This window comes from Actinomadura geliboluensis, assembly GCF_043197915.1.
Lineage (GTDB): Bacteria > Actinomycetota > Actinomycetes > Streptosporangiales > Streptosporangiaceae > Spirillospora > Spirillospora geliboluensis.
Map to the genome: position 1 here is coordinate 160865 of NZ_JBICUA010000005.1, position 22881 is coordinate 183745.

Annotated in this window: 17 protein-coding genes; 12 read left to right on the plus strand and 5 right to left on the minus strand. The window is 71.4% G+C overall.

Features of this window, described 5'->3' with window-relative positions:
• Positions 1-15: 15 nt before the first annotated feature.
• On the plus strand, positions 16-678 hold the full coding sequence (locus ACGFI1_RS18280; RefSeq protein ID WP_392786506.1) for a hypothetical protein: 663 nt from the start codon (positions 16-18) through the stop codon (positions 676-678).
• On the opposite strand, the gene ACGFI1_RS18285 is transcribed toward ACGFI1_RS18280, so the two are convergent.
• Positions 638-2365, minus strand: coding sequence for a BCCT family transporter (locus tag ACGFI1_RS18285; RefSeq protein ID WP_387070864.1), 1728 nt, complete (start codon positions 2363-2365; stop codon positions 638-640). The two genes, ACGFI1_RS18280 and ACGFI1_RS18285, sit on opposite strands and share 41 nt — an antisense overlap.
• 131 nt (positions 2366-2496) lie before the next feature.
• Positions 2497-3678 (minus strand): cytochrome P450, encoded by a 1182-nt coding sequence (locus tag ACGFI1_RS18290; RefSeq protein ID WP_392786508.1) that lies wholly within the window; start codon positions 3676-3678, stop codon positions 2497-2499.
• Positions 3679-3813: 135 nt separating this feature from the next.
• Here ACGFI1_RS18290 and ACGFI1_RS18295 point away from each other — a divergent pair, with 135 nt between their 5' ends.
• The 4 genes from ACGFI1_RS18295 (at position 3814) to ACGFI1_RS18310 (ending at position 8133) form a co-directional block, all read left to right on the plus strand.
• The gene (locus ACGFI1_RS18295) at positions 3814-4629 is read left to right on the plus strand and encodes an SAM-dependent methyltransferase (protein WP_392786510.1); all 816 of its coding nucleotides are present in this window, start codon (positions 3814-3816) and stop codon (positions 4627-4629) included.
• A 135-nt stretch (positions 4630-4764) separates the two neighbouring features.
• Positions 4765-5496, plus strand: coding sequence for an ABC transporter ATP-binding protein (locus tag ACGFI1_RS18300; protein WP_138639732.1), 732 nt, complete (start codon positions 4765-4767; stop codon positions 5494-5496).
• Positions 5493-7919, plus strand: coding sequence for an ABC transporter permease (locus tag ACGFI1_RS18305; protein ID WP_392786512.1), 2427 nt, complete (start codon positions 5493-5495; stop codon positions 7917-7919). The genes ACGFI1_RS18300 and ACGFI1_RS18305 overlap by 4 nt, the downstream gene beginning before the upstream one ends.
• 43 nt (positions 7920-7962) lie before the next feature.
• Positions 7963-8133 (plus strand): hypothetical protein, encoded by a 171-nt coding sequence (locus ACGFI1_RS18310; RefSeq protein ID WP_176194508.1) that lies wholly within the window; start codon positions 7963-7965, stop codon positions 8131-8133.
• Between the two features lie 22 nt (positions 8134-8155).
• Here ACGFI1_RS18310 and ACGFI1_RS18315 read toward each other — a convergent pair whose 3' ends face one another.
• Together ACGFI1_RS18315 and ACGFI1_RS18320 are read right to left on the minus strand one after the other, a co-directional pair.
• On the minus strand, positions 8156-9595 hold the full coding sequence (locus tag ACGFI1_RS18315) for a pyridoxal phosphate-dependent decarboxylase family protein (RefSeq protein ID WP_392786514.1): 1440 nt from the start codon (positions 9593-9595) through the stop codon (positions 8156-8158).
• A 93-nt stretch (positions 9596-9688) separates the two neighbouring features.
• Complete coding sequence (locus ACGFI1_RS18320) at positions 9689-10588, minus strand: RNA polymerase sigma-70 factor (RefSeq protein ID WP_138639728.1); 900 nt, start codon at positions 10586-10588, stop codon at positions 9689-9691.
• A 196-nt stretch (positions 10589-10784) separates the two neighbouring features.
• Here ACGFI1_RS18320 and ACGFI1_RS18325 point away from each other — a divergent pair, with 196 nt between their 5' ends.
• Positions 10785-12293 (plus strand): MFS transporter, encoded by a 1509-nt coding sequence (locus ACGFI1_RS18325; RefSeq protein ID WP_138639727.1) that lies wholly within the window; start codon positions 10785-10787, stop codon positions 12291-12293.
• A 155-nt stretch (positions 12294-12448) separates the two neighbouring features.
• On the opposite strand, the gene ACGFI1_RS18330 is transcribed toward ACGFI1_RS18325, so the two are convergent.
• Entirely contained in the window at positions 12449-14347 is a 1899-nt protein-coding gene (locus ACGFI1_RS18330; RefSeq protein ID WP_392786517.1) for a bifunctional metallophosphatase/5'-nucleotidase, read from the minus strand.
• Between the two features lie 502 nt (positions 14348-14849).
• Between ACGFI1_RS18330 and ACGFI1_RS18335 the strand changes: the two genes are divergently transcribed.
• The 6 genes from ACGFI1_RS18335 (at position 14850) to ACGFI1_RS18360 (ending at position 22749) form a co-directional block, all read left to right on the plus strand.
• Positions 14850-16493 carry an AMP-binding protein gene (locus tag ACGFI1_RS18335; protein WP_392786519.1) on the plus strand — a complete coding sequence of 548 codons (1644 nt, stop codon included), beginning with the start codon at positions 14850-14852 and terminating at the stop codon, positions 16491-16493.
• Positions 16490-17722: an acyl-CoA dehydrogenase family protein gene (locus ACGFI1_RS18340; RefSeq protein ID WP_392786520.1), complete on the plus strand. Its 1233-nt coding sequence runs from the start codon at positions 16490-16492 to the stop codon at positions 17720-17722. Before ACGFI1_RS18335 ends, ACGFI1_RS18340 begins: the two co-directional genes overlap by 4 nt.
• Positions 17723-17766: 44 nt before the next feature.
• On the plus strand, positions 17767-18525 hold the full coding sequence (locus tag ACGFI1_RS18345; protein ID WP_386870337.1) for an enoyl-CoA hydratase/isomerase family protein: 759 nt from the start codon (positions 17767-17769) through the stop codon (positions 18523-18525).
• 50 nt (positions 18526-18575) lie between these two features.
• Positions 18576-19550 (plus strand): VOC family protein, encoded by a 975-nt coding sequence (locus ACGFI1_RS18350; RefSeq protein WP_392786522.1) that lies wholly within the window; start codon positions 18576-18578, stop codon positions 19548-19550.
• Complete coding sequence (locus ACGFI1_RS18355; RefSeq protein ID WP_392786524.1) at positions 19541-20647, plus strand: acyl-CoA dehydrogenase family protein; 1107 nt, start codon at positions 19541-19543, stop codon at positions 20645-20647. The genes ACGFI1_RS18350 and ACGFI1_RS18355 overlap by 10 nt, the downstream gene beginning before the upstream one ends.
• 710 nt (positions 20648-21357) lie before the next feature.
• Positions 21358-22749, plus strand: coding sequence for an HNH endonuclease signature motif containing protein (locus tag ACGFI1_RS18360; RefSeq protein WP_392786526.1), 1392 nt, complete (start codon positions 21358-21360; stop codon positions 22747-22749).
• Positions 22750-22881 lie beyond the last annotated feature (132 nt).

Below are 22881 nucleotides of genomic sequence, written 5' to 3' on the forward strand. Positions count from 1 at the left end.
ACGCTGCACCGGGGCATGTTCGCCGTCGACATCGCCTCCTTCAGCGCGCGGCGGGACCCGGACGTCCAGCGGTGCTTGCGGGCGGCCGTGCACCGGATCGTGCGGGAGGCGTGCCGGGACGCCGGGCTCAGCTGGGACGCCTGCCACCACGAGGACCGCGGGGACGGCCTGTTCGTCATCGCCGACCCCGCCGCCGGTATCGACGTGCTGCTGGAGCCGCTGGTGGTGCGCCTGCTCGCGGGCGTCCGGCGGCACAACAAGCTCGCCGGCCGGGAGGCCAGGATCCAACTGCGGGTGGCCGTCCATGCCGGGTACCTGCACCTCGACGAGCACGGCGCCACGGGTGTCGCGCTCAACCACCTGTTCCGGCTGCTGGACGCGGGGCCGCTGAAGTACCGGCTCGCCGAGGCGTCGGGCGACTTCGCGCTGATCGTGTCGCACCACCTGTTCGAGGAGGTCGTCGCCTACAGCGTCGGGGTGATCGAGCCGTCCGCGTTCCTGTGCGTCCCGGTCCTGGTCAAGGAGACCCATGACCGGGGGTGGGTCTGGCTGCCGCCCGGTCCGGCGGCCGGGGCGCCGGTGCCGGTCGAGCCGCCGGCGCAGGCCGACCAGCTCACCGTGCTGCTGGCGGCGTTGATCAGTCGGTTGGATCAGATCGTTCAGTACCGTCCTTCTTGAGGGGCCCCGGGTCGTCGGGGGCGGAGGGGCGGATCTGGAGTTCGAAGTCGCCCTTGTGGCGGCGGACGCCGGTGATGACGGCGTCCTCCAGGACCTCGGCGCCCTTGTTCTGGCGGCGCATCATCGGGTCGTCGCGGACGTCCTTCCAGAGGGAGAAGCACAGCAGGATCAGGACGATCGTGAACGGCAGCGCGCCGATGAAGGTGATGTTCTGGATGCCGTTGAGGGCCTCGTCGCCGCCGATCACCAGCATGATGGCGGCGACGCCGCCGGTCAGGGCGCCCCAGAAGATGACGATCCAGCGGGCGGGACGGGTGGAGCCGCGCTGCGACAGGGTGCCCATGACGATCGACGCGGCGTCCGCGCCGGACACGAAGAAGATCGCGACCAGCAGCATCACGATGACGCCGGTGATGGACTCCCACGGCAGGTCGCTCAGGACGTTGAAGGTGATCTGCTCCTCCGAGCCGTTCCCGTACGGGTTCAGGCCGCGGTGCTGCTGGTTGATCGCCGTCCCACCGAAGATCGCGAACCAGACCAGGCTGACGGTGCTCGGCACGATGATCACGCCGGCGACGAACTGGCGGATGGTGCGGCCGCGGCTGATCCGGGCCAGGAACATGCCGACGAACGGGGCCCAGGAGATCCACCACGCCCAGTAGAAGATCGTCCAGTTGGCGAGGAACTTCTTCATCGCCGCGCCGCCGGTCGCGCCGGAGCGGGACGCCATCTCGCCGAAGTCCTGGATGTAGACGCCGATGGAGGTGGGCAGCAGTTCCAGGATGAAGACCGTCGGCCCCACCACGAACACGAACAGGGCGAGGACGGCCGCGAGCACCATGTTGATGTTCGACAGCCACTGGATGCCGCGGGCGATGCCGGACACGGCCGACAGGATGAAGCAGATCGTCAGCACCACGATGGTCAGCACGAGGACGCTGGTGCCGAGGCTCTCGATCCAGCCGGCCTCCCGCATGCCCGTCTGGATCTGGAGGGCGCCGATGCCGAGCGAGGCCGCCGACCCGAACAGCGTCGCGAACAGGGCGAGGATGTCGATCAGCTTGCTCAGCGGGCCCTGGGTGCGCCGGTGGCCGAGCAGCGGCGCGAACGCCGAGCTGATCAGCTGGTCGCGGCCCCGCCGGTAGTGCCCGTACCCGATCGCGAGGCCCAGCACGGCGTAGATCGACCACGGGTGCAGCGTCCAGTGGAACATCGTGGTGGCCATGGCCGTCTCGATCGCCGCCTCGCTCTGCGGCGCGTCGGTGCCGGGCGGCGGCATGACGAAGTGGGTGAGCGGCTCGGCGGCGCCGAAGAACATCAGCCCGATGCCCATGCCGGCGCTGAACATCATCGCGATCCAGGAGACGGTGCGGAACTCGGGCTCGTCGCCCTCCTGGCCGAGGGGGATGCGCCCGTACCGGCTGACCGCCAGCCACAGCGAGAAGACGACGAAGCCGGTCGAGGCGAGGACGAACAGCCAGCCGACGTTGCCGAGGAGCCAGTTCAGCGTGCTCTGCGCGGCGGAGCTGAGGGTGCCGGTGGACGCCCCGCCCCAGATCACGAACGCCACCGACAGCACGGCCGTGACGCCGTAGACGATCCAGTCGGTGTGCGCGCGGCCATGCTGGGCGAGGCCCGCCGGTTCCGTGCCGGGGAACTCGGCCCCGGGCTCGCGCTTGCCCTTCATGATCTGGACTCTTGCCCGGATATTCACTTCTCAGTGATCGGGGAGAGTAATTCGTTCATGAGTGGCACGGCCGGCGGGCGAAGGCGTCCATCGGCGGCCGGACCGGCCGCCGATGGTGCGGTCGGCGAGCGTCAGCGGCGGGCGGTGACGCGGGTCGGCAGCGAGGCGAAGCCGCGGTCGTTGGACGAGCGGACCCGCACCGCCCGGTCGATGTCGATCTCGAAGTCGGCGACCGTGCCGGTGATCTCGCCGAGCGCGAGCCGCGCCTCCATCCGGCCGAGGTTCATGCCGAGGCAGTGGTGGCGGCCGTTCCCGAACGCGAGGGACTGGCCGGTGTCGCGGTCCAGGTCGAACCGCTCCGGGTCGGTGAACACGGCGGGGTCGTGGTTGGCGGCGCCGGCGAGCAGCAGGACGCGGGAGTCCGCCGGGATCGTCACGCCGTGCAGTTCGACGTCCTCGGTGGTGGTGCGGGCGAGCGCCTGCGACGGCGGGTCCCAGCGGAGCGTCTCCTCCACCCAGTCCGCGATGCGCCCGCCGAACGCCTTCGCGCGCTGCTCCGGGTGCAGCCAGGCGGCGTGCCAGGCGTTGCCGAGCGTCAGCATCGTCGTCTCGATGCCGGCGCCGACGAGCAGGATCAGCACACCGACGATCTCTTCGGGGGTGAGTCTGTCCTCGTCCTCGGCCGCGTCGATCAGGCCGGACAGCAGGTCGTCCCGCCGCTCCTTGGACCGCTCGATCGTCAGCTCGGTGTAGTAGCCGACGAGCGTACCGATGGCCTGGAGCGCCTCCGGCGGCATGTCGGTGCCCGCCTCGTCCCGGTACATCACGGCCATCCCGAGGTCGCGGACCATGCCGCGGTCGGCCTCCGGGACGCCCACCAGCTCGGAGATCACATCGGTGGGGAACCGGCCGGCGAAATCGCGCATCAGGTCGAACTCGGCGCCGTCCAGCAGCGGCGCCGCGCACTCCCGCGCGATCTCGCGGATCCGCGGCTCCAGCGCCTGGACGCGCTTCGCGGTGAACGCCCGGGAGACGAGCCCGCGCATCCGGGTGTGCTTGGGCGGGTCCATCGCGACGAAGGAGAAGAACTTCTCCGCGTCCGGGCCCCAGAAGGCCGGTTCGATCCGCAGTCCGTTCCGGCTGGAGAAACGGGCCGAGTCCTTCAGCGCGGCGACGACGTCGGCATGCCGGGACAGCGCCCAGAAGTCGTCATTGTCGTTCCGGTAGACCGGTGACTTCTCGCGCAGTTCCGAATACACCGGGTAGGGGTCGTCCTGAATGGCGAAGTCGAACGGACTGTAGAAGAGATCCACCTCGCAACCATGGCACAACGCGCGCCGTTTCGGGGGCCCTGGCGGTGCGGTTTCCCGCCGCGACCTGCACAATGGGAGACTGCGATCTGCCCGTCCGCCGCGCCGGCGCGGCGGAACACCGAATCGAGGGCTGCGTTGGGTGATGAGCGGGTTCCGGCGGGGATCGACCCGACGAAGGCGCACCCCTCCCGGCGGTACAACTACTGGCTCGGCGGCAAGGACAATTTCGCGGTCGACCGGGAGTCCGCGGAGGTGGTCGCCTCCGCTTTTCCGACCGTCCGGCTGGCCGCCGTGGAGAACCGCGCGTTCTTGAAGCGGGTGGTGACCTACCTGGCCGGGGAGGCGGGAATCCACCAGTTCTTCGACATCGGCACCGGGCTGCCGTCGGCGGGGAACGTGCACGAGATCGCGCAGTCGATCGAGCCGACGTCCCGCATCGTGTACGTCGACAACGACCCGGTGGTGCTCGTCCACGCCCGCGCGCTGCTGAACAGCGCCCCCACGGGCCGGACCGCCTACATCGAGGCCGACCTGCGCGACCCGGAGGCGATCCTCGCGAGCCCCGCCCTCGCCGGCACCCTGGACATGACGCGCCCGATGGCGCTGATGCTGGTCGCGACCATGCACTTCGTCACCGACGACCACGACCCGTACGGGATCGTCTCGCGGCTGCTGTCGGTGCTCCCGTCCGGCAGCCACCTCGTGATGACGCACGCGACCGGCGACCACCTCACCGCCGAGGAGTACGCGGAGAACGAGGTGGCGAACGAGCGCAGCGGCGTCCCGTTCCGGCTCCGCAGCCGGGACGAGTTCGCTCGCTTCTTCGACGGGCTGGAAGTGCTCCCGCCCGGCGTCGGCTCCGTCGTCGAGTGGCGCTCGGACGTCCCCCCGGCGGACCGTCCCCGCATCGAGGACGTCTCGATGCTCTGCGCCGTCGCGCGCGTTCCCTGACTCTGGAACGCTCCTTCCCGCACTCGATGGTGTAGCCCGCTACACCATCGATTCGGGAGCGCGGGCCCATGTGCCGGGTGCCCTCTCGAACCTAGATTCGTCAAGGTCAGAGGGGGATTTCACCCGGAGGGGATCATGACGACGATGACGGCCGAGGCGACCGCGCGGGCCGTGGGACTGGAGTCGGTCACCAAGACCTACGGCTCGGTCCGGGCACTGGACGGCGTCACGTGGACGTTCCCGCGCGGCGGGTTCACCGCGGTGATGGGGCCGTCCGGCTCGGGCAAGAGCACGTTCCTGCACTGCGCGTCCGGGCTCGACCGCCCGACCGAGGGCACCGTCCGGATCGGCGACGCGGACATCGGCCGGCTCAGCGAGACCAAGCGGACCCGGCTGCGCCGGGAGCGGATCGGGTTCGTGTTCCAGTCGTTCAACCTGATCCCGTCCATGGACGTCGAGCAGAACGTCACGCTGCCGCTCCGGCTCGCCGGCGCCGCCGCCGACCCGGCCTGGCTGCGCGAGGTCGTCGGGCGGGTCGGGCTCGCCGACCGGCTGGCGCACCGGCCGTCGGAGCTGTCCGGCGGGCAGCAGCAGCGCGCCGCCATCGCCCGCGCGCTGATCACCCGCCCGGAGGTCGTGTTCGCCGACGAGCCGACCGGCGCGCTCGACCCGCGCACCGCCCGCGACGTGATGCGGCTGCTGCGCGAGGCCGTCGACCAGACCGGCCAGACGCTGGTGCTGGTGACGCACGACCCGATGGCGGCCGCGTGGGCCGACTCGGTGCTGTTCCTCGACCGCGGCCGGATCGTCGACGAGGTCGCCGACCCGTCCGCCGCCGCGATCATGAACCGCTGGGAGTCGCTGTGAGGAACAGGGGCGCGTTCACCGGGATCTTCGCGGCGCTGCTGTTCGCCGCCGCGCTGGTCGGCGCCTGCGGGGTACTGATCGAGTCGGCGTGGCGGGCGCACGGCCCGGTGGAGCGGTACGGAGCCGCCGCGGCGGTCGTCACCGGGCCGCGCAGCGTGTCCACCACGATCAAGAAGCTCGGCGACCCGCCGGCGAAGGCGACCCGGCCGGTGACCGAGCCGTCCCGGGTCCCGGCGGCTGCCGCGGACCGGCTGCGGGCCGTGCCCGGCGTGCGGTCCGTCGTCGCGGACGTGTCGTTCCCCGTCCTGCTGCCCTCGGGCCGGACGCTGACCGGCCACGGCTGGGACTCGGCGGCCCTCCGCCCCTACGAGCTGAGCGCCGGACGCGCCCCGCGGGCCGCCGACGAGGTCGTGCTGAGCCGCTCCGCCGGAGTCGCGCCCGGCACGACCGTCAAGGTGCAGACCAACGGCACGCCGCGCCCCTACCGGGTCTCCGGCGTCGTGGGCGACGGCCCCGCCGCTGCGTTCTTCACCCCGGCCACGGCGACGGCGCTCTACGGGCATCCAGGACACGCCGACGCGCTCGCCGTCCTCGGGGACCCCGACACGGACGACCTCCGGAAGGCCGCGCCCGGCCTCACCGTCTCCACCGGGAAGGCGCGCGGCGACGTCGAGTCCCCGGCCGTGGCCGCCGCGCGTCCCGACATCCTGGAGATGGGCGCCTCGTTCGCCGGCGTCGCCGTGATGACCGCGCTGGTCGTCGTGGGCGGGCTGATCGTCCTGTCGGTACGGGAGCGGGCCCGCGAGTTCGCGATGCTCCGCGCGATCGGCGCGACCCCGTGGCAGGTGCAGGGGCGGCTCGTCCGGGAGACGCTGCGCGCCGGGGTGCCCGCCGCGCTGATCGGCGGCGCGCTGTCGCTCGGCCTCGGCGCCGCGATGCTCACCGCGATGGGGCGCAAGGACGTCCTGCCGGACGGGTTCGGCCCCGCGCTCAGCCCGCTGCCCGCCCTCGCCGCGGTCGCCGTCACGCTGCTCGCGGCGGTGGTGACGGCGCTCCTCGCGTCCCTGAGGGTCACCCGGATCCGGCCCGTCGAGGCGCTGGGCGAGGCGGCCGTCGAGCCCGCCGACCTGCCCGGCTGGCGGATCGGCACCGGCGTCGTCTTCCTGATCATCGGCCTGGGCGCGCTCGGCTTCTCCGGCTCCACCTCCGGCGCCGCGGCGGTCGCCGCGGTCGGCGGGCTGGTGATGTCGCTGATCGTCGCGACCGCGTTCCTCGGGCCGCTGCTCGCCCGGCACGGCGCCCGCCTCCTCGGCGGCATCGCCCAGGCGCTCGCCCCGGTCACCGGACGCCTCGCCCGGCACGGCAGCGCCGCCGCCGCGCTGCGCGCCGGCTCCGTCATCACGCCGGTCGCGCTGGCCGTCGCGTTCGCCGGCACCCAGCTGTTCGCGCAGACCACGATCGTCCACGCGACGACCGAGCAGGCGGCGGCCGGGAGCCGCGCCGACCAGGTCGTCGTCTCGGCCGGGCCGGGCCTCCCACCGGGCGCCGCCGAGGCCGTCCGCCGCGTCCCCGGCGTCACCGCCGCCACCCCCGTCAACCGCACCACCGTGGTCATGAAGATCAAGGAGATGGGCGACGAGGAGCTGACCTCGCTGCCCGCGCGCGGCGTCGGCGCGGACGCCGAGGCCACCATGGACCCGAAGGTCACCTCCGGCCGCCTCCGCGACCTGCGCGGCACCACCGTCGCGCTCAGCCGCAACGCGGCGGGCGGCCGGCGCGTCGGCTCCACCGCACCGCTGTGGCTGGGCGACGGCACCCGGATCGACGCCCGCGTCGTCGCGGTCTACGACCGCGACCTCGGCTTCGGCGACGTCCTGCTGCCGCGCGACCTGGTCGCCGCCCACACGTCCACCGGGCTGGACGACCACGTCCTCGTGCGCGGCAAGGCCGACCTGGGCGCCGCCACGTCCGCCTACACCGGAGTCCAGGCGATCGACCGCGACGCCTTCGACGAGGCCCTCTCGGAGGAGATCCGGCTCCAGGGCTTCGTCAACCAGGTCGTCGTCGCCGCGATCGGCGGGTTCATCGCGATCGGGCTCGTCACCACCCTCGCCCTCGCCACCGCCGCGCGCCGCCGCGAGTTCGGGCTGCTGCGCCTGGTCGGCACGACCCGCCGGCAGGTGCTGCGGATGCTGCGGCTGGAGGCCGCCATCATCCTCGGCACCGGAACCGCGATCGGCGTCGCCATCGCGGCCGTAACCCTCATGGCCTTCGCGACGGCGGTCACCGGCGTGCCGCTGCCCGCCGTCTCACCGGCCGCCTGCGCGGCCGTCCTCCTCGGCGTCGCCGGCTCCGGCACCGCCGCGATCCTCCTCCCGGCACGGGCGATGCTGCGCCGCCGCACCTCCCCGTCCGTCCACTGAAGACCCGTCCCTGAGTAGACCCCCCAACCTGAAAGGCACTCCCATGGGCAACAGCCTGCGCTGGACCATCGTCGCCGTCCTCCTCGCGATCAACGTGGTGGTGAGCGTCGCGTTCGCCGACACCTGGCTGTCGATCACCGTCAACGCCGTCACCGGCCTCGGCGCCATCGCCCTGGTCGTCGACTACTTCGTCCGGGGCCGCCGCCGCACCTGACCGCGCGGCGGGCGGGCCCGCGTCAGGACGCCGCGCGCGCCTCGCCGACGGCCCGGACGAGCTCGTCGACGTCGGCGGGCGCGGTGCGGTGGCTGATCACGCAGGCGCGCAGCGCGGCGCGCCCGGCCAGCCGCACGGGGCTGATCCACGCGCGTCCGCCCTCGACGACCCGGCGGGCGAGCGCCTCGTGGTGCTCCCACGTCGCGGCGCCGGGGTCGGCGAAGCAGACGACGGGCAGCGGGGTGTCGTTGACGATGTCCCAGCCGGCCGCGGCGAGCCCGCGGCGGAGCGCGTCCGCGAGGGCGGCGTCGCGTTCGAGCTGCTCGGCGTACCCGGCGCGGCCCGCGACGGCGAGGCCGAGGAACAGCTTGAGGCCCATGAACCGGCGCGACCACTGCTGGCTGGACGTGTACGGGTCCGCGGTGCCGGGGACCTCGGCCGGCATGTAGGACGTGGTGACCCGGAACGTCTCCGCGAGGCCCTCCGCGTCCGTGCACAGGAAGGCCCCGGCGCCCATCGGGACGCTCAGCCACTTGTGCGCGTCCACCGTGATCGAGTCGGCGCGCTCGATGCCCGCCAGGGCGGGCCGCAGCCGGTCCGACAGCGCCGCCGCGCCCCCGTACGCGGCGTCGGCGTGGAGCCGCAGGCCCAGGTCGCGGCACAGGTCGGCGAGGTCGTGCAGCGGGTCGACGACCCCGGCGGCCGTGGTCCCGGCGGTCGCGACGACGAGGAACGGCAGGTCGCCGTCCGCCCGGTCGGCGGCCACCCGGTCGGCGAGGGCGCCGGTGTCCATGCGCAGGTCCGGCCCGACCGGGACGAGCCGGACGGCGTCCCGCCCGAGGCCCGCCGCGTGCGCGATCTTGAGCCAGGCGAGGTGGCTCTCCGCCGACGCGTACATCACCGGACGGCCCGGCAGCGCCCGCAGCCCCTCCTCGCCGTAGCGGGGCCAGGTCCGCGTGAGCGCCAGCAGCACGGCGGTCATGTTCGCCTCGGCGCCGCCGCTGGTGAACGACCCGGCCACCGCCGCGGGCGGGTAGCCGAGCCGTCCGCCCAGGAAGCGCAGCAGGTGCGCCTCGATCTCGACGGCCGCGGGCGCGTGCGACCAGGCGGCGAGCTGCGGGTTGAACGCGGCGGCGAGCGTCTCCCCGACGACGCCCATCAGCGCCGGCGTCGGGTTGAACAGGCCGAAGTAGCGCGGGTGGGTCGTGTGGACGGTGGCCGCCCGCAGCATCCGGGCCACGTCCTCGACCACGCCCTCGGCGGGCGCCGGACGGCCGAAGTCGTACGCGCCGATCGCGTCCCTGAGCGCCTTCAGGTCCCGGTCGCCGACCGGCGCGCTCACCTCCCGCTCGGCGACCTGCTCGCGCTCGTCTTCCAGAAGGTCCACGACGTGCCGCCACATCGCCTCGGCGTCCGCGCGGGAAGGGGCGAGGGAGGCGCGTCCCAGAGGAAATCCATGCATGACCCGACCTTCGCGCCTGGGTGGCGACCAGGCAAAGTGGCAGCAAGGACCATTACCGCTGAATAAGTGACAGGGTGCCTGGCCTGCCCACGCTCAGCGGCTCAGGGTGGTCTCCTGCTCCAGGCGCGACAGCTTCTCGGGGTTGCGCACGAAGTAGAACCCCTTGATGAGGCCCTTCTCGACCCGGATCGTCATGACGGTGTCGGTCTGCCCGTCCAGCCGGATGACGAGCCCCGGCAGGCCGTTGACCTGGACCGGCACGAACGACGCCTCGGCGTGGAGCCGCCTCAGGCCGAGGCCGAGCAGGCGGCTCACCTTGTCGGACCCCACGACGGGCCGCGGCACGGTCCGGCGGATGCCGCCGCCGTCGCTCAGCACGACGACGTCCGGCGCGAGGATGTCGAACAGGTGCTGCAGGTCGCCGGTCTCGACCGCGCGCTGGAAGGCGTTGAGCGCCGCCTGCGTCTCGCCCACCGACACGGCGTCGCGCGGGCGGCGCGCCGCGACGTGCGAGCGCGCCCGGTGGGCGATCTGCCGGACCGCCGCCGAGGTCTTGCCGACGGCTTCGGCGATCTCGTCGTACGGCAGGTCGAACACCTCGCGCAGCACGAACACCGCGCGCTCGGTCGGCGTCAGCGTCTCCAGGACCAGCAGCATCGCCATCGAGACGTTGTCGGCGAGTTCGACGTCCTCGGCGACGTCGGGCGTGGTCAGCAGCGGCTCGGGCAGCCACGAGCCGACGTAGTTCTCCTTGCGGCGGCCGAGCACGCGCAGCCGGGACAGCGCCTGGCGGGTGGTGATCCGCACGAGGTAGGCGCGCTTGTCCCGGACGGTGGCGAGGTCGACGCCCGCCCACCGCAGCCAGGTCTCCTGCAGGACGTCCTCGGCGTCGACGGCCGAGCCGAGCATCTCGTAGGCGACGGTGAACAGCAGGTTCCGATGGGCGACGAACGCCTCTGTGGCCGGGTCGATCCGCTCGGTCCGCTCGGTCATCTCTGGCTCCCACCTGCCTGTCTCCAACAGAGCTATACGCACGAGACGCCCGTCCCCGCCATTTTGTGACATCGGCGTCCCGTGGGACACGTCACACGGCCGGGCTGTCACAGCGGGCCGCCCACCGACATCTCGTGGTCGTCAGGACGCCGCGCGACGATCCGCGCGGCGCGCGACGCAGACGAGTGAGGAAGCCATGGCAAACACGAAGGCGCCGCTCCCGGCGGCCTTCCCGCGCCGCTGGGGGGCGCTGGTCTTCATCGGGCTGGCCCAGCTCATGCTCATGCTGGACGCCACCGTGGTGAACATCGCGCTGCCGTCCATCCAGCGGGACCTCGGGATCTCCGACGGCGACCGGCAGTGGATCATCACCGCCTACACGCTGGCGTTCGGCGGGCTGCTGCTGCTCGGCGGCCGCATCGCGGACTACACCGGACGCAAGCGGGCGTTCCTGATCGCCCTGTTCGGGTTCACGGCCGCGTCCGCGCTCGGCGGGGCGGCGGGCAACTTCGAGATGCTGCTGGTCGCCCGTGCCCTTCAGGGCGCCTTCGGCGCGCTGCTCGGGCCGACAGCGCTGTCGCTGCTGACGGTGATGTTCACCGAGCCGAAGGAGCGCGCCAAGGCGTTCGGCATCTGGGGCGGGATCGCCGGCGCGGGCGGCGCGTTCGGGCTGCTGGCCGGCGGGGCGCTGACCGACTACCTGGACTGGCGCTGGTGCCTGTACATCAACATCCCGATCGCCCTGGCCGCCGCGGTCGGCGGGTACGTGATGCTGTCCGAGTCGCGGAGCGAGGGCAGGGCGCGGTTCGACGTCCCCGGCGTGCTGCTGGTGACCGGCGGCCTGGTCGCGATCGTGTACGCCACGGGCCGCGCCGAGTCGGACGGCTGGGGCTCGGCGACGATCATCGGCCTGCTGGTCGCCGGCGCCGTGCTGCTCGCCGCGTTCGCGGTCGTCGAGGCCCTGGTGGCGCGGCCGCTGCTGCCGCTGCGCGTGGTCGCCGACCGCACCCGGGGCGCCGCCTACCTGGCCGTGGCCGTCGCCGGCGCCGGCATGTTCGCCGCGTTCCTGTTCATGACCTACTACCTGCAGGTCGTGAAGGGGTACTCGCCGATCAGGACGGGCGTGGCCTTCCTCCCGATGACCGCGGCGGTGCTGGCGTCGGCGGGCGGGCTCGCCTCGCGGCTGCTGCCCAAGGTCGCGCCGCGGACGCTGATCGTCCCCGGCATGCTCCTCGGCGCCGTCGGCATGCTGTGGCTGATGCGGCTGGACCCCGGGACGTCCTACGCGTCCGGTGTGCTCGTCTCCCAGCTCGTGTTCGGCTTCGGCGCCGGCATGATCATGCCGGTGGCCATGAACTACGCCACCCACGGCGTCGACCAGGGCGACGCGGGCGTGGCGTCGGCGAGCGTCAACACCGCGCAGCAGGTCGGCAGCTCGATCGGCATCGCGCTGCTCAACACCATCGCCACCACCGCGACCGCCGACTACCTGGCCGAGCACGGCCCGAGCCCCGCCGTCGCCAAGCTGGCCCTGGTGGAGGGCTTCGCGGCGGCCGGCCTCTGGGCGGCGGGCATCCTCATCGGCGGCGCGCTGATCGTCGCGCTCCTGATGAACACCCCGCGTCCGGGAGGGAAGGCACCGGCCGCCACCGCCACCCCGGCGGACGGCGCCGAGGGCGTCGAGCCGCTGCCCGCGCACACCTGACCCCGGGGTGCGCCTGGTCGATGGGGGGCCTGCGCCGCCGCGACGTTGCGGCGGCGCACCGCCTTGGCTCGTGGGGGACGGGCGGAATTAGAAGACCGGCGAGGCTGGAAGACCGGCATGGCTGGAAGACCGGCATGGCTGGAAGACCGGCATGGCTAGAAGACCGGCGTGCCGTCCCTGGTCAGGCGCCAGTTCTCGGTGTGGAACGCCGCTGGGTCGATGGTCCCGGCGGCGGAGGCGTACTCGACGATCGCCTCGCGGATCGCCACCTGGGCGTTGTAGACGACCTCGGCGGCGGTGATGTGCGGGAAGCCGCCGCCGCCCGACTGGCGGTAGTTGTTAACCGCGACCACGAACCGCTGGTCAGGGGTGACGGCTGTGCCGTCGTAGGTGAGGCCGGTGATGCGGGAGCCCTCCGGCTTGGCGATGTCGACGTCGTAGGTGACGCCGGAGAACTGGTCGTAGTTGTAGTCGGGACGGCTGTTGGCGTTCGTCCACGAGGCCGGCTCGACGGGGGCGTTCGCCGCGACCTGCTTGAAGTACTGCGCGGAGTACTCCAGGTAGTCCTTGATCTGGGCGCCGGTGAGGACGCTCGCCATGAGGGTGTTGTCGTAGATGTAGAGGCCCGCGATGTCCCGGATGGTGACCTTCCCGGCGGGGAACGTGGCGGCGCGGCTGAAGGGCGCCGCGATCGACACCACGGGGAGCGACGCGTGCTCCGAGCCGGCCAGGGCGTCCTTCACCTTCGCCGTCTGGACGAGGTGGACGTAGTCGAGGATCGCGGTGTCCTTCCAGCAGGACTCCGCCGCCGACATCTCCTCGGTGGAGGTCGCCACCTCCTTGTTCACGTACGCCACGACCGCGTCGTGCTGCTTCTTGACCAGGGTGACGAGCGCCGGGTCCTCCAGGACGGTGTTCGTGTTCACCGCCGTCGCCGACTTGCCGGTGACCTTCCAGCGGCCGCGCTCGTGGCGCAGGGTCAGGTCGAAGACCGACAGGCGCTCGCCCCAGCACTTCGGCTCGCTCATCACGACGGTCTCGCCGGTGGTCGTGTTCGTGACGAAGCGCTCCGGGATCTCCAGGTGCGCGTGCCCGAACAGGATGGCGTCGATGCCGGGGACCTGCTCGGCCACCAGGGCGGACGCGTTCTCGACGGGCAGCGCGTCGCCGTAGGACGAGGTGCCGCTGTCGCCCGAGTGGGCGCTGACGATCACGACGTCGGCCCCCTGCGCGCGGATGACCGGCACCCAGCGGTGGGCCGTCTCGACAAGGTCGAGGAAGTCGAGCTTGCCGGAGACGTTCGCCTTGTCCCAGATCGCGATGCCGGGGTTCGTCAGGCCGAGCAGGCCGACGCGGATCGGCGGGTACCCCCGGACGTGCATCTTCTTGATCATGTACGGGCGGTAGGCGGGGCGGCGGGTGCCCGCCCGGACGGCGTTGGCGGCGAGGACCGGGGCGTCCATCTGGCGGATCCACGCGTCCAGGAACGGGATGCCGTAGTTGAACTCGTGGTTGCCGAGGGCCACAGCGTCGTAGCCGATGGCGTTCATCTGGTCGGCGATCGGGTGCGTCCGGCCGGTCTCGGTGATCGGCTCGACGGTGGCGTAGTAGAAGCCGAGCGGGGTGCCCTGGATGGTGTCGCCCGCGTCGAACAGCAGGGTGCGGTCGCGTCCCCGGGCGGCGCGGATCTCGTTGACCAGGCTGGAGACGCGGGCCAGGCCGACCACGTTGCCGTCGCGGTCGCTGTACTCGGCGTCCTTGTAGTAGTCCCAGTTGACCGCGTGGCTGTGGATGTCGGACGTGCCCATCACGGTGATCGTGACGGACTTGCCGTGGCGGGTGCTCTCCGTGGCGGCGGAGGCGGTGCCGGAGGCGGTGTCGGAGGCGGAGGCGGTGCCGGGCCAGCCCGCGAGGGTGAGGGCGCTCGCGGCCGTCAGCCCGCCGAGGACCTGCCTGCGGGTGACGCCCCGGGCGGTGTCGTGGCCGTGGCCATGGTCGGGGTTCGCGTCGTCCGGTACCCGGCACGAGCACCAGCGCGGCTGTGGATTCTCCATGGCGCACCCGTTCCTTCCGCAGGGGGACGGCAGAACGATAGGCCCGTCACTCGGCTCCGCGTTCGGTGAGATCTTCCGATCCTGGGGGACATTCGTTGGCACTCAACGACAAGCCGGGCGCTTCTCAGGGGGATCAGAGGGGGCTCTGAGGGAGCTCTGAGAGGGCTCTGAGGGGGGAACGGAGGCTGGGGGCGGCGCCGGTGTGGTCTGGGTCACAGAAGAAGTCCAATGTCCCAGTAGATCACTCTAAAACCAGTTTCTTGCTGTTTCGTCACTGTTGCCGGGTATGAGGATTCGTGTTCCTCTATTTAGGACGTTGTCCGGTTGTGTGAAGTCGCCGGCCGATTTCGCGGCCGCCGCCCGTCCGCCGCCGTGCGACCGCCCGCCAGCCAGCCGCCACCAGCCACATCAGCCGCCCAGCCACCGACGACGCACGCACGCACGCCAACGCACGCACGCCAACGCAGGCACTACGCCAACGCAGCGACAGCGGAGGGTCCGGATGCGCAAGGAGACGCTGGAGAGCTTCGTCCTCGGGGACGTACTCCGGTCACAGGCGCAGGTACATCGAAGACGGCCGTTCCTGAAGTTCCGGGACGGGGAGGTCACCTACGGCGAGGTCGACGCCGCCGCCGACCGGCTCGCCCGGTCCCTGTCCGGCGCCGGGATCCGGCGCGGCGACCACGTGGGCGTGATGCTGCCCAACTGCGCCGACTTCGTCCACATCGTGTTCGCGCTGGCGCGGCTGGGCGCGGTCGCCGTGCCGATCAACATCGCCTACAAGCACGAACTGCTCCGGCACGTCCTGGACAGCTCCGACTCCGGCTGGCTCATCATCGACGGCCCGTACGCCGAGCGCATTCCGGACATCGCCGAGCGGCTGCCGAAGCTCGGCGGGGTCCTCGTCCGCGACGCCGCCGCGGCGGGCGTGCTGCTCGACCGGCTCGGCAAGCCCGCCCGCGACCTGGGCTCCCTGCACGACGAGGGCGGCACCGTGGACGTGAAGGTCGGCTTCGGCGACCTTCAGGCGATCATGTACACGTCCGGGACCACCGGGCCGTCCAAAGGCGCGATGGTTCCGCACGCGCTGGCGCTGACCTGCGCGTACGACTCACTCGACTTCCTCGACCGGTGGGGCAAGACGGTCTACTGCCCGCTGCCGCTGTTCCACGCGGCGGCACTCTGGGACGGCATGCTGTCGGCCCTGCTCGGCGGCGGCTCCATCGCGATCGTCGAGCGGTTCAGCGCGTCCCGGTTCTGGGACGACGTGCGCCGCTTCGACGCGCAGGTCTGCATGAGCGTGTTCTCGATGATCCCGATCCTGCTGAACCGGCCGCCGACGTCGCGGGACCGCGACCACCGGCTGGAGACGTTCTACATGGGCAAGTCGAACCTCGACGAGCCGATGCGGGAGCGGTTCGGCGTCCGGTCGGTGGAGACCTACACCAGCACCGAGGCGGGCATCGCGACCGGCAGCCCGTACGGGGAGTGGCGGGTCGGGTCGTGCGGGCAGGCGCACGAGGAGCGGTTCCACGTCGCCGTGGTGGACGAGCAGGACCGCGAGGTCGGGCCCGGTGAGCCCGGCGAGCTGGTGCTGCGGCCGAAGCAGCCGTTCGTCCTGACGACCGGCTACTACGGCAACTGGGAGGCGACCACCCACTGCTTCAGGAACATGTGGTTCCACACCGGTGACCGGGTATGGCGCGATGAGGACGGGTACTTCTACTTCCTCGACCGGATGAAGGACGCCATCCGCCGGCGCGGGGAGAACATCTCGGCCTTCGACCTGGAGACGGAGATCAACCAGCACCCGGCCGTCCTGGAGTGCGCCGCGATCGGCGTGCCCTCGGAACTGGAGGACGAGGACATCAAGGTGTCGATCGTGGTGCAACCCGATACCGGGCTCGACCCGGAGGAGCTGGTCGCCTACTGCGAGGAGCGGCTGCCGCGCTCGATGGTGCCCCGCTACGTCGAGTTCGTGGACGCCCTGCCGCGCACGCCCACCGACAAGGTCGCCAAGTACAAGCTGCGCGCTCAGGGCGAATCGGGCATCACCGAGACGACCTGGGACCGGGAGTCGGCGGGGCGGGCGGCGGGCGGCCGGGCGGCCGGCGGCGCCGGGGTCGGGGAGGTGGGTGGCCGGTGAACTGGGAGGACACGCCGGAGCAGGCCGCGTTCCGCGCGGAGGTGCGGACGTTCATCGAGGAGCGGTTCCCCGCGTCGTACCGTCCGGCCGGGGACGAGGAGCAGAGCCTCGAACCCGAGGACGTCGCGGGCTACAACTGGCCCGTCGACCGGGTGTCGGACGATCCGGGGCGGCGCGAGGGCGCGCGGGCGTGGGCGGCGGCGCTGGCGGAGCGCGGCTGGATCGCGCCGCACTGGCCGGCCGAGTACGGCGGAGCCGGGCTGTCGCCGCTGGAGGAGTTCGTCCTGCACGAGGAGATGATGCGGGCGCGGGTGCCGACGGTGAACGGCATCGGCGCGTTCCTCCTCGGGCCGACGCTGCTGGTGCACGGCACGGAGGAGCAGAAGGCGCGGCATCTGCCCGCGATCGCGTCGGGCGAGGCGACATGGGCGCAGGGCTTCTCCGAACCGGGATCGGGCTCCGACCTGGCCTCGCTGCGGACGCGCGCCGTCCGCGATGGGGACGTGTATGTCGTGGACGGCCAGAAGGTGTGGACGTCCCTCGGCCAGTACGCCGACTGGTTGTTCGTGCTCGTCCGAACTGACCCGGACGCGGAGAAACCACACCGGGGCATCACATTCCTGCTCATCGAGGCGGACGCGCCCGGGGTGACCGTCCGTCCCATCACCGATATCCGGGGCGCGGCGCCGTTCTGCGAGATCTTCTTCGAGGGTGTGCGGGTGCCGGTCGCGAACCGGGTCGGCGAGGAGAACCGCGGCTGGTACGTGGCGATGAGCGCGCTCGGCTTCGAGCGCGCCGGGATCGGCGCCACCATCAAGTACGAGCAGGCCCTGGAGGACCTGGTCGCCTACCTGCGGTCGCCGGAAGGGCGCCGGTTCGCCCGCACGACGCCGGCGCTGCGGCAGGAGATCGCGCGGCGGCGGACGGAGATCCGCGTCCTGTACAACCTGGCCCGCTACACCGTGTCGCGGCAGGCGGCGGGCGACGAACCCGACTTCGAGGCGTCCATCAACCAGCTGTTCGGGGCCGAGCTGCACCAGCGTCTGGCCCGCACCGGCGCGCGCGCGTTCGGACGTTCGGCCGCGCTGTGGGGCCGTGAGGACGCCCCACTCGACGCCGTCTTCACGCACATGTGCCGCGACTCGGTGGCGTCCACCTTCCTCGGCGGCACCACCGAGATCCAGCGCAACGTCATCGCCACCCGGGGCCTGAACCTGCCCCGCAGCTGACATTCACCCATCTATCCACCCCACCCGGGAGGAGATCCACCGATATGCCCGACGAGAACGACTACGAGACCGTCGACCTGCGGATCGAGGAACGCGTCGCCTGGCTGACGCTGAACCGGCCGGACAAGCTCAACGCGCTGACGCCCACCACCATGACGGAGCTGCGCGACATCTTCCGGAGCGTCGACGACGACGAGGACGTCTGCGTGGTGGTGCTGCGCGGCGCCGGCGAGCGCGCGTTCTGCGCCGGGATGGACCTGGCCTGGTCGGAGAAGCTGACCCCGCGCGAGCGGATCGAGCAGGGGCGGCTCGGCGAGAAGACGTTCGCGATGATGGAGCGGCTGTCGGTGCCCGTGATCGCGGCCGTGCACGGGTACGCGGTCGGCGGCGGCCTGGAACTGGCGCTCGCGGCCGACTTCATCATCGCCTCCAGCGACGCGAAGATGGGCCTCGTCGAGATCACGCTGTCGGCGCGCCCGCCGTACCGGCCGAAGATGACCGAGGACGGCGACCCCGACCAGCCTGAGTTCGGCGGGTCCGCGCCCGGATGGGGCGGCGTGAAGCGGCTCCCGGACCGGATCGGCAAGGCCCGCGCCAAGGAGCTGCTGTTCACCGGCGCCCGCATCGACGCCGACCGCGCGCTCCAGCTGGGCCTGGTCAACGACGTGTACCCGGCGGACGAGTTCGACAAGCGGATCGGCGAGCTGGCCGAGCGCATCGCCGCGATGAACCGCTACAACCTGCGTCTCGTCAAGGAACTCGTCACGTACGGCTACGACTGGATCGAGCCGCACCCGAGCTGAGCCGGGCTGTGCTGGGGAAGGGTTTCGGCTAGGCAGGGCTAGGAGGGCCAGTGCAGATCTATCGCATCGATCATGTCGCGCAGGTGACGCCCGACCTCGACGCGCAGGTGGGGCTGCTGGAGGGGCTGTTCGGGTTCCGGCGCGTCCGGAGCTGGGACAACCCGGGCGAGGGCGTGCGCGGCGCGCGGCTGGAGATCCCCGGGAGCCGGGGGCAGGCATGGGAGGTCGTCGCGCCGTCCGGCGACGGTTCGTCCTTGCGGACATGGCTGGACGAGCACGGCGGGCGTCCCGGGCTGCACCATGTCGGCGCCGAGGTCCCCGACCTCGAAGCCGTCCGGGCGGAGCTCGAAGTACGCGGCATCAAACCGACGGACGGGGCGCGCGGGCGGTGGCTGGAGGCGTCGCTGAGCCCGCCCGAGCAGGGGACGGGCGTTCTGTGGCGGCTTCGCGGGCCGGGCAGCCTCGACATGTGCGGCGACTCGTCCGACGCGGAGGTGGTCGAAGGGGCGGGAGCTTCGGGGGCGGCGTCTCCGGGGGCGGGGTCTTCGGAAGGGCCGTCGCTCGGCGTCGTGGCGCTCGACCACATCTGCCAGGCGTTCCACGACCGTGACGCGCTGGCCCGCTGGTACCGCGAGCTGGCCGGGTTCGTGCAGGTGTGGCGGACGCCGGACGACGAGCACCCCGACATGGCCGACCTCGTCCTGAACATCCCCGGCTCGGCCATCTGCTGGGAGGTCATCATGCCGCGCGGGGAGGACTCGTTCATCGAGCGGTTCCTCGCGAAGGGCGGCCCCGGCGCCCACCACGTCACCTTCGAGGTGGACGACTGGGACAAGGCGATGGCCGCCTGCGAGCACCACGGCACGCCCACCTTCGACGACGAGGACGGCGTCACCGACGGGGCGGCCTGGAAGCACACGTTCATCCACCCGAAGCACACCGGCGGCGTCCTCGTCCAGCTGTTCTGGGAGGAGCGGCCCGGGGTGTGGGTCCGCTCGGACAAGGTGCCGCCGCCATGGACCTGAGCCTGACCGAGGACCAGGAGCTGATCGCCTCCACCGCCCGCGAGGTCCTGACGTCCCGCGCCGAGACCGCCGGGGCGCGGGCGATGGACGGCGACCCCGCCGGCTACTCGGCCGCGCTGTGGAAGGAGATGGTGGAGCTCGGCTGGACGGGCCTCGCCTTCCCCGAGGAGCACGGCGGCGTCGGCGGCGACTTCCTGGACGTGTGCCTGCTGTTCGAGCAACTTGGGTACGCGCAGGTCCCGAGCCCATTGCTGGTCTCGGTCGCCTGCTGCGGGATGCCCGTTGCCCGGTTCGGGACGCCGGAGCAGAAGGAGCGCTGGCTGCGCGCCATCGCGGACGGCCGGGTCGTCACTGCTGCACCCTTGCCGTGGGACCGTCCGGGGGACGGGCCCACTGCGGTGCGGGACGGCGACGCCTTCGTGGTCAGCGGGACGGCGATGTTCGTGCCGTACGCGGCGTCCGCTGAGAACATCCTGGTGGTGGCGCGGCTCGACGATGAGCCGCATGCCTTCTGGGTGGACGCCTCGGACGTCACGCTGCACCCGGTGGAGACGATCGGCGCCGACCGTCCGTGCCACGTGGAGTTGGACGGCGTTCGCGCTTTGGACGTTCTCGGGGCCGACGCAGCGGGGACCGGCGCGGCGGGGGCCGGCGCGGCGGAGGCCGTCTCGTTGTTCGGGGCGGCCGCGACGTGCGCGGAAATGGTGGGCGCGGCGCAACACGTCCTGGACATGACGGTGCAGTACGCGACGGAACGGGAGCAGTTCGGGCAGGCCATCGGGTCGTTCCAGGCCGTCCAGCACCACTGCGCGAACATGGCGATCGACGTGCTGGGGTCGCGGTTCATCGCGTATGAAGCCATCTGGCGGCTGTTGGCGAACTGGGAGGCCGCGCAGGAAGTGGCGATGGCGAAGGCGTGGGTGAGCGAGGCATACGAACGGGTGTGCGGGCTCGGTCATCAGGTGCATGGGGCCATCGGCTTCACGCATGAACATGATCTGCACTTGTTCTCCGAGCATGCAATGTCGGCGTCGCTGGCGTTCGGTGATGCTGACCTGCATTACGAGAGTCTGGCCGCAGACCTGCGCCTCGACTGATGTGAGAAGCCCGGCCGGATCTGCTTCCGGCCGGGCTTTCTCTGTGCGGGTCTTTGCTCTTGCGTGCGCTCTACTGGTGGACGTTCTGGTGTGCTCTCGGTGGCTGATCTATTCGTTTGGCTTCACGTCTAGTTGGTTGCGCTCTGGTTGGGTCGCTCGGGGCGTGTGCGTGGCTTAGGTCCTTTTTCTGCCGGTATTAGGGTGGCTCGGGTAGGTGGGCGGCTGAGGTGGCCTTCCGAAGGCGGTCGCGTCCGTTTCTGTTTTCGCCGGTTGCTGTCACGTTGGTTGCGGTAGTGGGCTGGGGGATGTCTTTTACGTGTCGGGTTTGGTGCGGTCTGGTCGCGCTTCGCGCAGATGGTGGCGGCTGGGGCGGGTGTGGCCGGACTACGTGCTTGCCCTTCCGATAGCGCAAATCCTCAACCCCACTACCGCAAGCAACGTGACCTCAGTTGGGATCTGGCGGGGGTGTGTGCACGTGTCCGCAGGGGCCGCCGCAACTGTCCACCTGCAGCAACCACACTTATCCGATAAAGCCGTGCTCAGCCACCGGCGACCGTTGGATGATCGTAAAGCGGTAGGGGCGTCCTTTTGTTTGTCCGGTGTGCGTGCATCGGAAAAAATCTTGATTGAATTCTTGGGTGTGTCCAAAATGTCTGCAATGCAACTCGGGGGATGCCATATAATCGAATGGAGATTGAGGGGGGAGGTGAATGGCCGTGTTGGTGGATGCGGAGACTGCCGAGATTGTCGAAGTCGAAATCGTTGGCGGTCAACGTGAGTGGGAGGACCGAGAGTGGTTTCCTCCTGGCCCGCAGCTCGCCGTCTGCCTGTCCGGCGGAAAAGAGCGCCTGGCGGATCTGACCGATGACGAACTGCTTCAGGTGGCCGCCGCCGCGCGCCGCCAGACCTCCTGGGCACAGGCTCGGGAACTGGCCGCCCTCGCCGAACTGTCACGGCGGCGCACCGACGCCGAAGATGACGGCGACTCCGACTACCGCATCCTGTCCGCGCACGAGTCGGTCACTGAAGAGGTCGCTGCCGCGCTGACCGTCACGGGCAACACCGCGGCGACCTTGGTCCACCTGGCCGAACGGCTCACCGGGCCCTTGGCCGCCACAGGCAGCGCCCTGGAGACCGGCCGGATCGACATGGCAAAGGCCCGAGTCATCTGCGACGCCGCCGACAACGTGCCGGACGAGGTCGCCGAGCAACTCGAAGCCGCCGCGCTGGAGAAGGCGTCCGAGCAGACCACCGGTCAACTCCGCCGCCGCATCAAGCGGATCGCCGACCGGCTGGCCCCGGCCGCCGTCGAAGAGCGCAAGCGAGAAGCCGTCCGCAACCGTCGGCTCGAACTCTGGGACAACCCGTCCGGAACGGCGGACCTGGCCCTGTGCGACCTCGCCCCCGAGGACGCCCACGCCATCTACAACAAGATCACCGCTGCCGCCCACGGTGTGCAGCAGGAAGGTGACACGCGCACCCTCCCTCAGATCCGCGCCGACCTGGCCACGTTTCTCCTCTCCGGCACCGAACTCCCCGTCGCGGTCAAGACCCTTCTCGCCCAGCCCGGCAGTCACCCCACGGCCGAGGCCGCCCGCAACCCCGCAGTGGCGGTGGTCGGCGCTGTTGCCGAGGGAGTGGAGAACCCGGTCGTTTGCGACCTCGCGGCCATGGTCGAGCAGAAGCTCACCCACGTCCGCGATCGTGTCTCTCGGCGTGCACTCCCCGCCGCGATCGCGGACGCCGTGCAGCGTATCCACGACCAGCTCGCCGACGCGCGGGACGCGGCCTGCCAGGCGGGAGACGAAGTCCACGGACGCCCCGGCTACCGGCCGTCGGCCGGAATGCGCCGCGAAGTGCTGGCCCGCCACACCATTTGCGTGTTTCCAAGCTGCAACCGAGACGCGCAGCGATGCGACCTCGACCACACCATCCCGTGGCGTCCCGGAACCACCTGCCGCTGCAACCTCGCCCCGCTCTGCAGACGACACCACCGCCTCAAACAAAGCCCCGGCTGGACGCTCCACCAGATCTGGCCAGGACTCATGCTGTGGACAACCCCGTCCGGCAACTGGCACATCGTCCGCCCGGACAGGTTGTAGCCGCGACCACCATCCAATCCACACCACCACGACCACACCGAGCCAGCCCTCCGGCACCGCGACCTGGAGCGCTGGTTAGGCGTGGTGGGCGGATGGAGGTGGGGAGCCTGTATCTCTAGAGGGGTTGAAGGG

What these genes read in the sequence shown, in the direction of transcription:
- ACGFI1_RS18280 (WP_392786506.1), top strand. Translation starts at nt 16, where the DNA reads ATGTTCGCCGTCGACATCGCCTCCTTCAGCGCGCGGCGGGACCCGGAC.
- ACGFI1_RS18285 (WP_387070864.1), bottom strand. Translation starts at nt 2,365, where the DNA reads ATGAAGGGCAAGCGCGAGCCCGGGGCCGAGTTCCCCGGCACGGAACCG.
- ACGFI1_RS18300 (WP_138639732.1), top strand. Translation starts at nt 4,765, where the DNA reads ATGACGACGATGACGGCCGAGGCGACCGCGCGGGCCGTGGGACTGGAG.
- ACGFI1_RS18310 (WP_176194508.1), top strand. Translation starts at nt 7,963, where the DNA reads ATGGGCAACAGCCTGCGCTGGACCATCGTCGCCGTCCTCCTCGCGATC.
- ACGFI1_RS18315 (WP_392786514.1), bottom strand. Translation starts at nt 9,595, where the DNA reads ATGCATGGATTTCCTCTGGGACGCGCCTCCCTCGCCCCTTCCCGCGCG.
- ACGFI1_RS18320 (WP_138639728.1), bottom strand. Translation starts at nt 10,588, where the DNA reads ATGACCGAGCGGACCGAGCGGATCGACCCGGCCACAGAGGCGTTCGTC.
- ACGFI1_RS18325 (WP_138639727.1), top strand. Translation starts at nt 10,785, where the DNA reads ATGGCAAACACGAAGGCGCCGCTCCCGGCGGCCTTCCCGCGCCGCTGG.
- ACGFI1_RS18330 (WP_392786517.1), bottom strand. Translation starts at nt 14,347, where the DNA reads ATGGAGAATCCACAGCCGCGCTGGTGCTCGTGCCGGGTACCGGACGAC.
- ACGFI1_RS18335 (WP_392786519.1), top strand. Translation starts at nt 14,850, where the DNA reads ATGCGCAAGGAGACGCTGGAGAGCTTCGTCCTCGGGGACGTACTCCGG.
- ACGFI1_RS18345 (WP_386870337.1), top strand. Translation starts at nt 17,767, where the DNA reads ATGCCCGACGAGAACGACTACGAGACCGTCGACCTGCGGATCGAGGAA.
- ACGFI1_RS18355 (WP_392786524.1), top strand. Translation starts at nt 19,541, where the DNA reads ATGGACCTGAGCCTGACCGAGGACCAGGAGCTGATCGCCTCCACCGCC.
- ACGFI1_RS18360 (WP_392786526.1), top strand. Translation starts at nt 21,358, where the DNA reads ATGGCCGTGTTGGTGGATGCGGAGACTGCCGAGATTGTCGAAGTCGAA.